Annotated in this window: 9 protein-coding genes; 5 read left to right on the top strand and 4 right to left on the bottom strand. The window is 51.1% G+C overall.

Features of this window, described 5'->3' with window-relative positions:
- Window positions 1–54: 54 nt before the first annotated feature.
- Window positions 55–228, bottom strand: a complete 174-nt coding sequence (locus METPAY_RS14820) for a hypothetical protein (protein ID WP_013328054.1) — start codon at window positions 226–228, stop codon at window positions 55–57.
- Between the two features lie 216 nt (window positions 229–444).
- On the opposite strand from METPAY_RS14820, the gene METPAY_RS02400 reads away from it, so the two are divergent.
- The 4 genes from METPAY_RS02400 to METPAY_RS02385 are packed head-to-tail and all read left to right on the top strand — an operon-like array spanning window position 445 to window position 2886.
- Window positions 445–762, top strand: coding sequence for a 30S ribosomal protein S24e (locus METPAY_RS02400; protein ID WP_013328055.1), 318 nt, complete (start codon window positions 445–447; stop codon window positions 760–762).
- An 18-nt stretch (window positions 763–780) separates the two neighbouring features.
- Complete coding sequence (locus METPAY_RS02395) at window positions 781–936, top strand: 30S ribosomal protein S27ae (RefSeq protein WP_013328056.1); 156 nt, start codon at window positions 781–783, stop codon at window positions 934–936.
- A gap of 9 nt (window positions 937–945) precedes the next feature.
- A complete protein-coding gene (locus tag METPAY_RS02390) occupies window positions 946–2532 on the top strand; it encodes a bifunctional N(6)-L-threonylcarbamoyladenine synthase/serine/threonine protein kinase (protein WP_048148771.1) in 1587 nt (528 codons plus the stop codon).
- 36 nt (window positions 2533–2568) lie between these two features.
- A complete protein-coding gene (locus METPAY_RS02385) occupies window positions 2569–2886 on the top strand; it encodes a DUF5658 family protein (protein WP_048148769.1) in 318 nt (105 codons plus the stop codon).
- A gap of 18 nt (window positions 2887–2904) precedes the next feature.
- Here METPAY_RS02385 and METPAY_RS02380 read toward each other — a convergent pair whose 3' ends face one another.
- Window positions 2905–3687: a V4R domain-containing protein gene (locus METPAY_RS02380; protein WP_048148768.1), complete on the bottom strand. Its 783-nt coding sequence runs from the start codon at window positions 3685–3687 to the stop codon at window positions 2905–2907.
- Between the two features lie 92 nt (window positions 3688–3779).
- On the opposite strand from METPAY_RS02380, the gene METPAY_RS02375 reads away from it, so the two are divergent.
- The gene (locus METPAY_RS02375; protein WP_048148767.1) at window positions 3780–4994 is read left to right on the top strand and encodes an FprA family A-type flavoprotein; all 1215 of its coding nucleotides are present in this window, start codon (window positions 3780–3782) and stop codon (window positions 4992–4994) included.
- A gap of 53 nt (window positions 4995–5047) precedes the next feature.
- On the opposite strand, the gene METPAY_RS02370 is transcribed toward METPAY_RS02375, so the two are convergent.
- Window positions 5048–5542, bottom strand: coding sequence for a GNAT family N-acetyltransferase (locus METPAY_RS02370; RefSeq protein ID WP_048148765.1), 495 nt, complete (start codon window positions 5540–5542; stop codon window positions 5048–5050).
- A 101-nt stretch (window positions 5543–5643) separates the two neighbouring features.
- On the bottom strand, window positions 5644–6153 hold the full coding sequence (locus METPAY_RS02365) for a MarR family winged helix-turn-helix transcriptional regulator (RefSeq protein ID WP_052418622.1): 510 nt from the start codon (window positions 6151–6153) through the stop codon (window positions 5644–5646).
- Window positions 6154–6198: the final 45 nt, after the last annotated feature.

Genomic DNA, 6198 nt, shown 5'->3' with positions numbered 1-6198 from the left:
TAAGTTGTAATGTCAAGTGGATTTGGACTGTGTATTATAAAAAAAAGAAAAGTTTCAGGCCTCGTAGGCTACGAGTACTGCACCCATCTTCTTCTCCATGTCCTGAAGTGTTTTCAGGTCCGCAGCGGAGAGATCCTTGAATCTCTGTTCTGCAAGAAGATAGACGCCGAGATCGGATTCGAGGTCTTTGATCTTTTTGATCTTTTCATCGTTTAGTTTTGCGTACATCTTCGCATCGCCTCATCCCCATGTCGGCTTCAGGATATTTATAAGATCTCTTAAATTATATTGGTTTAGATAAATATTTCCTGCAATTGGTCATTGGTCTCCAGGGTTCTGTTTTATCCCTGATGATGGATTTTCTTTCCTGGAGATCTCTTCACCGTGGTCAATCCATTTGGCTATGTTTTAAATAAATACGCGGACAATATTTGAGGGATATCGATGGACTTTGAGTTTATAAAAGAAGAAGAAAACAAACTTCTCAACCGCACTGAGCTCGACTTTGTCCTTACATACGACGGCGCGACACCTTCAAGGAAAGAGATTCTCGGGAAGCTCTGCGCACTTCGCAATGTAAGCCCAGAGCTCTGTGTCCTCGGTTCGATGAAAACAGAGTTTGGAAAGCAGGAGATTGCAGGGCAGGCACGCGTATATCAGGATGCCGAAGTACTGAAATCGACAGAGCTTAATCACGTAATTGAGAACAGCACCTTCACTGCGGAAGCCGCTGAGGCAGCCGAAGAAGGAGCTGAAGAGTAAGTAACGGAGGAGCGGACGATGGGAGTAAAGCGTTATACCTACTACAAAGTCGAAGACGACAAGGCCGTTACAGAAAAGAAGCACTGCCCGCGCTGCGGACCGGGTGTCTTTATGGCGGAGCACAAGGATCGTGTCTCCTGCGGCAAGTGCGGATATACTGAATTTAACAAATAAATGAGATAAATGCCTGAAAACGGGCAAATCCTGGGGATTGAGGGAACAGCGTGGAACCTCAGTGCCGCTATTTTCGGAGATGATCTAGTATCTCTCTTTTCAAAACCGTATAGCCCGCCGCATGGAGGAATTCACCCGCGCGAGGCTGCCCAGCATCATGCATCTGTGATGAAGGAGGTTATATCGGCTGCAATCGAAGGACAGGACTTATCGAAGATCTCGGGTGTTGCATTCTCGCAGGGGCCGGGTCTCGGGCCATGCCTCCGTACGGTCGGGACTGCAGCCCGTTCGCTTGCACTTGCACTCGATGTTCCTCTCATCGGGGTCAACCACTGCGTCGCCCATGTCGAGATCGGGAGGTGGCAGTGCGGGTGCGATGATCCGATCGTCCTATACGCAAGCGGAGCGAATACACAGGTTCTCGGGTTCCTGAAGTCCCGGTACAGGATATTCGGCGAAACGCTGGACATAGGGATAGGGAATGCGATAGACAAGTTCGCAAGGAGCAGGGATCTTCCCCATCCAGGCGGACCTCTTGTGGAAAAACTCGCTCTCGAAGGCGAGCCGGTTGAACTCCCGTACACGGTCAAGGGGATGGATCTCGCTTTCTCGGGGCTGATGTCGGCGGCAAAAGACTGCAACGCACCTCTTGAGGACATCTGCGCCGGGTTCCAGGAGACCGCTTTTGCGATGTGCGTCGAGGTTACGGAGAGGGCTCTCGCCCATGCAGGGAAGGACGAGGTTCTTCTTGTCGGTGGAGTTGGTGCGAACTCCCGCCTGCAGGAGATGCTCAGGTGCATGTGCGAGGAGCGTGGAGCGGAGTTCTTCGTTCCCGAAAGGAAGTTCATCGGAGACAACGGTGCGATGATCGCTCTTACGGGAAAGATCATGCTCGAAGCAGGTCAGACCGTAACTATTCCCGAATCGGCTGTGAATCCCGGCTATCGTTCGGACGATGTTGTCGTGAAATGGCGGAATGACACGGGCGACCTCCCTTACGCAAAGGCCAACCTCCTCGAAAACGGGCAGGCGAGGGGGGCGGAAGCTGTTGTGACAGAGTCCGGGGGAGATGTAGTCAAACGGCGTCTCTCCAAGAAATACCGGAACCCTTCGCTTGACGCCCGGCTGATCGCAGAAAGAACGAGGGCAGAAGCGAGGCTGATATCGCAGGCGAGAAGATACGGCGTCCCTACACCGCTGATAAGGGATGTCACCGCCGATTCGATAGTCATGGAAAGGATCGACGGACCGATGCTCAAGCTCGACCTGACCCGGGATCACGTCCATGACGCAGGCCGGATCGTCGGAAGGCTTCATACTGCAGGAATCATCCATGGCGATCTCACTACTTCGAACTTCATCGTCCGGGACGGAAGATGCGTCCTGATCGACTTCGGGCTTTCATATATCTCATCGGAGATCGAGTCGCGGGGAGTCGATCTCCATGTCTTCTTCCAGACTCTCGAAAGCACGGCCCCGGATCACTCCGATCTGAGGAAGGCCTTCTGCGAGGGGTATGCGGAGACTTTCGAAGAGTCAAAGGATGTCTTTGAAAGAGTCGAGGAGATCCGGCTGAGGGGTCGGTATCTTCACTAAGAAATATTTTATTTTCTCCCGCAAAACAAAACAGAAGTGAACATCTACTGCTCAATTCTTACGATTCTTACTGCCGTCTTCGCCGGACTTCTTGTAATCGATGTATTTACGACGACACTCGTTCTGAACATGGGAGGGACCGAACTCAATCCACTGATGGCCGGGATCGCGAATCAGCCGTGGCTTCATATCCTGATAAAAACACTGTTCGCAATATTTGTCGTAATTCTCGCCTGCCGGGCCGAGCACTTAAAGCAGCATTCCGGTGCCGTGATCCTGATCGCCGCATGCTCTATGTTTCTTGTGGTCGCAGTCCACAACATCCGTGTCGTGTTCTTCGCTTTTCTGGGGTAATGTGCCGGATTTTTAATTTCAGTTCTCTGTAATAGCTTCTTCTTTTCTTTTTATTACAAACCGGCAGAAGGGGTCTCCTGCGGCATAGCAGTGCGTCTCAGTGACATCGACTTCGTCTCCAGTCTGCCGGTTGAAGACCGCAGTTAAGAGTCCGCAGTCGAAAGAGCATGCCGGTCTTCCGATCTTCGGGAGATCCTGGCATTCGTAGCAGTCAGTGACCGTAATTACAAGCGGGCTGCCCTCTTCTATCGTGATCTTTCCGAGCTCGTTTGACCGGAAGAAATCTGAAAGTTTCTTCAGGAACTCCTCGTTCGAACTGTCAGATACTATCTCCGCGACCTCGTTTCCCGCCCTGATGCCGGCGCTGAAGAGAACCGGCTCGATGTTGACACCGCTTTGGAGGAGGCTCGTCCGTATAGTATTGAATATCAACCTGAACACCGAAGCCGGCCTGACAGAATCCCCGAGAACCGGTTGTTCTTCCCAGCCGGCCGGCATAGAACATCCGGGGGCCGCAATAGTCCCGAGATACCGTGCGTCGAGGTACAGGAATTTCCGTCTTGCATCGTTTTCATCCGTTCTTTCGGCCAGAATTCCGTCATCTATCATATCGCGGAGATGGACGGAGACCGTCGATTTGGCGCGTCCGATCCTCCGGACTATATCGTCGAATCTCTGCTCTCCTGTCATCACCATGCGGAGTATCTCAATGCGTACGGGGCTGTCTACAACGATCGTCCGGCCGTTTTTCAGGAATATGAGGGCATCCGCTTTTTCTTCAGTCTGCTCCGTCGCTTTCATCCTTCATGATATATCCCGGGCAAACTTTTTATAGATTCTGTTCGTATACAATAGAATGTTAGCAAACATACGAACAAAAAGGTGAAAGAAAAATGAAAGTGACTGAACTTGCAAAAGGAGTGTACTGGGTTGGAGCAATAGACTGGAATCTTCGCGATTACCACGGCTACACCCTTCCCGGAACGACATACAACGCCTATCTCGTAGTCGGAGAAAAGGTTGCATTGATCGATACGACATACCCGGGCTTCGAAGGCCAGATGCTCGATCATGTGGCGTCGATAATCGACCCGATGAAGATCGATTATGTGATCGCAAACCACGTCGAGATGGATCATTCAGGAGGTCTCCCCAGGATCGCAAAGATGCTCCCCGGAGTGCCCATCTACTGTACACAGGCGGGAGTCGAGGGATTCAACCGCCATTACGACACCGACGGCTGGAATTTCCACGTGATTAAAAGCGGTGAGACTCTCGATCTCGGCGGAAAGACACTTGTCTTCCTCGAGGCCCCGATGCTTCACTGGCCCGACTCGATGTTTACGTATCTTGCAGAAGATGAGATCCTCTTCCCCAATGACGCGTTCGGCCAGCATATCGCATCTTCCGAGCGTTTCGACGACGAACTCGGCACAGAAGAAGCGATGGAGCATGCGCAGAAGTTCTTCGCAAACCTCATTATCCCGCTCGCCCCGAAGGTCTTAAAGAAACTCGGCGAAGTCACCGACCTGAAGATCGGTATTAAGATGGTTGCACCGAGCCACGGAGTGATCTGGAGGGAGAATGCAATGGGAATCATTACCGCATACGCCAACTGGTCCAACGGAGTGTCAAAGGACAAAGTAACGATTGTCTACGATACAATGCATGGATCGACCACAAGAATGGCGACGGCTATCGCAGAGGGAGTTATCGAGGGCGGTTGCGAGGCGAAAGTCTGCATGCTCAAGGACGGAAGATACGAAGGCACCCACAGATCCGATGTTGTAAAGGAGATCCTTGATTCAAAGGCGGTAATCGTAGGAACGCCGACCCTCCAGGACGAGCCGCTTCCTACCGTTGCCGGGTTCATGAGCTATCTCCGCGGCCTCCGTCCCGGGCGGCTTACACAGAAGAAGAAGGGATTTACGTTCGGTTCCCACGGCGGCTCCGGCGGTGCGGTCCGGATAGTCGAGGACGACATGAAAAAGGCCGGAATAGAGATCTTCAGGGAGCCTATCGAGGTTTACTACAGGCCTGACAAGGATGAGATCGAACTGTGCCGCAGGGCCGGAAAGGAGATTGCCGAGGCCGTGAAGAACAGCTGAACACTCTTAACTCACTGTAAGATCACACACCAATAATCCTCCAAATTATATTTTTAAATTCCTTTCTCCATCCAGACGGTATCAAATAAGATCCCGTTTTTTCTTGCGACCTCCGAAAATTTTCCGCAATGGGTAAACCCGTGCTTCTCGTGGAATCTTATACTTCCCTCGTTCGGGGATGCGATGCATGCCAGGAGTCGTGTGATCCCTTTTTCAGCTCCTTCGTCCTCCAGGTATCTGAGGATCGAGCCGCCGATCCCTTTTCCCGTCATCCCGGGTTTTAAAAAGTACGTAACCTCTGCCGTGTGAGAAAAGGCCGGCATAGGGTTGTGATGTCTCAGCATTCCAAAGCCGAGGATTCTTCCGTCCCCGTCTCTCGCGGCAACTGCAGGCAGTTCGCCTGCCATACCTGCAAGCATACCAAAGAACTCATAGGGAACTTTCTGTTCGGGAAATGCCGCAAAGCTGTTTTCGATATAGTAATTGAAGATGTCGATAATTTCGTGTCCGTCATCTTCCCGTATCGGTTCGAGATTGTATTCTGTCATATGATCACTGATCTTTCAATTAGTATAGTAACTATACTAATTTTAACTTATGGATCGGCAGGGGTTCATTCATCAAAAAAGGAATGTACCGGGATTTTTCTTCAGGGGTTTTCTGAAAGATTCTTCCTTACTTCCGGGCAGGATTCGAGCATGTACCCGACAGCCGTCAGGACTTTTTTCAGATTGTCGATCTCTTTCTCATCAAGTTTTGCCAGCTCTTCTGCAACCATTCCGTTTACTGCCTTGTGGTATCTTTGATGCCATTCGAAGGCTTCCTCGCCGCGGGTCGTCAGCCGGATTGAGACGTTTCTCCTGTCGTTTTCAGCAATTATCCGTTCGAGATATCCCTTCTTCTCAAGCCTTATGGCGGTCTGCGATACCGCCCCTTTTGTCACCCCGAGTCTCTTTGCCAGTTCTGAGATGTTCTCTTCGGGAAAGCGGCCTGCAAGATCTATCAGGTGAACTTCGGAGGAGTAGAGGAGAACACCGTGGCCGACATCGACTGGTTCTCTCTCTACAGCCGCCGCCCTGTTGAAGATAACAGTAAAAAGGTCGAGGACCTCCGGAATCCTCCCGTCCCGTCCTGGTTCTGTATCATTTTGGTATAGCATGTATACGATATATTGGATTCAATCCGTATTGTAATTATTACCCGG

The sequence above is a fragment of the Methanolacinia paynteri genome (assembly GCF_000784355.1).
Lineage (GTDB): Archaea > Halobacteriota > Methanomicrobia > Methanomicrobiales > Methanomicrobiaceae > Methanolacinia > Methanolacinia paynteri.
This window is presented reverse-complemented; position numbering and strand designations above follow the sequence as displayed.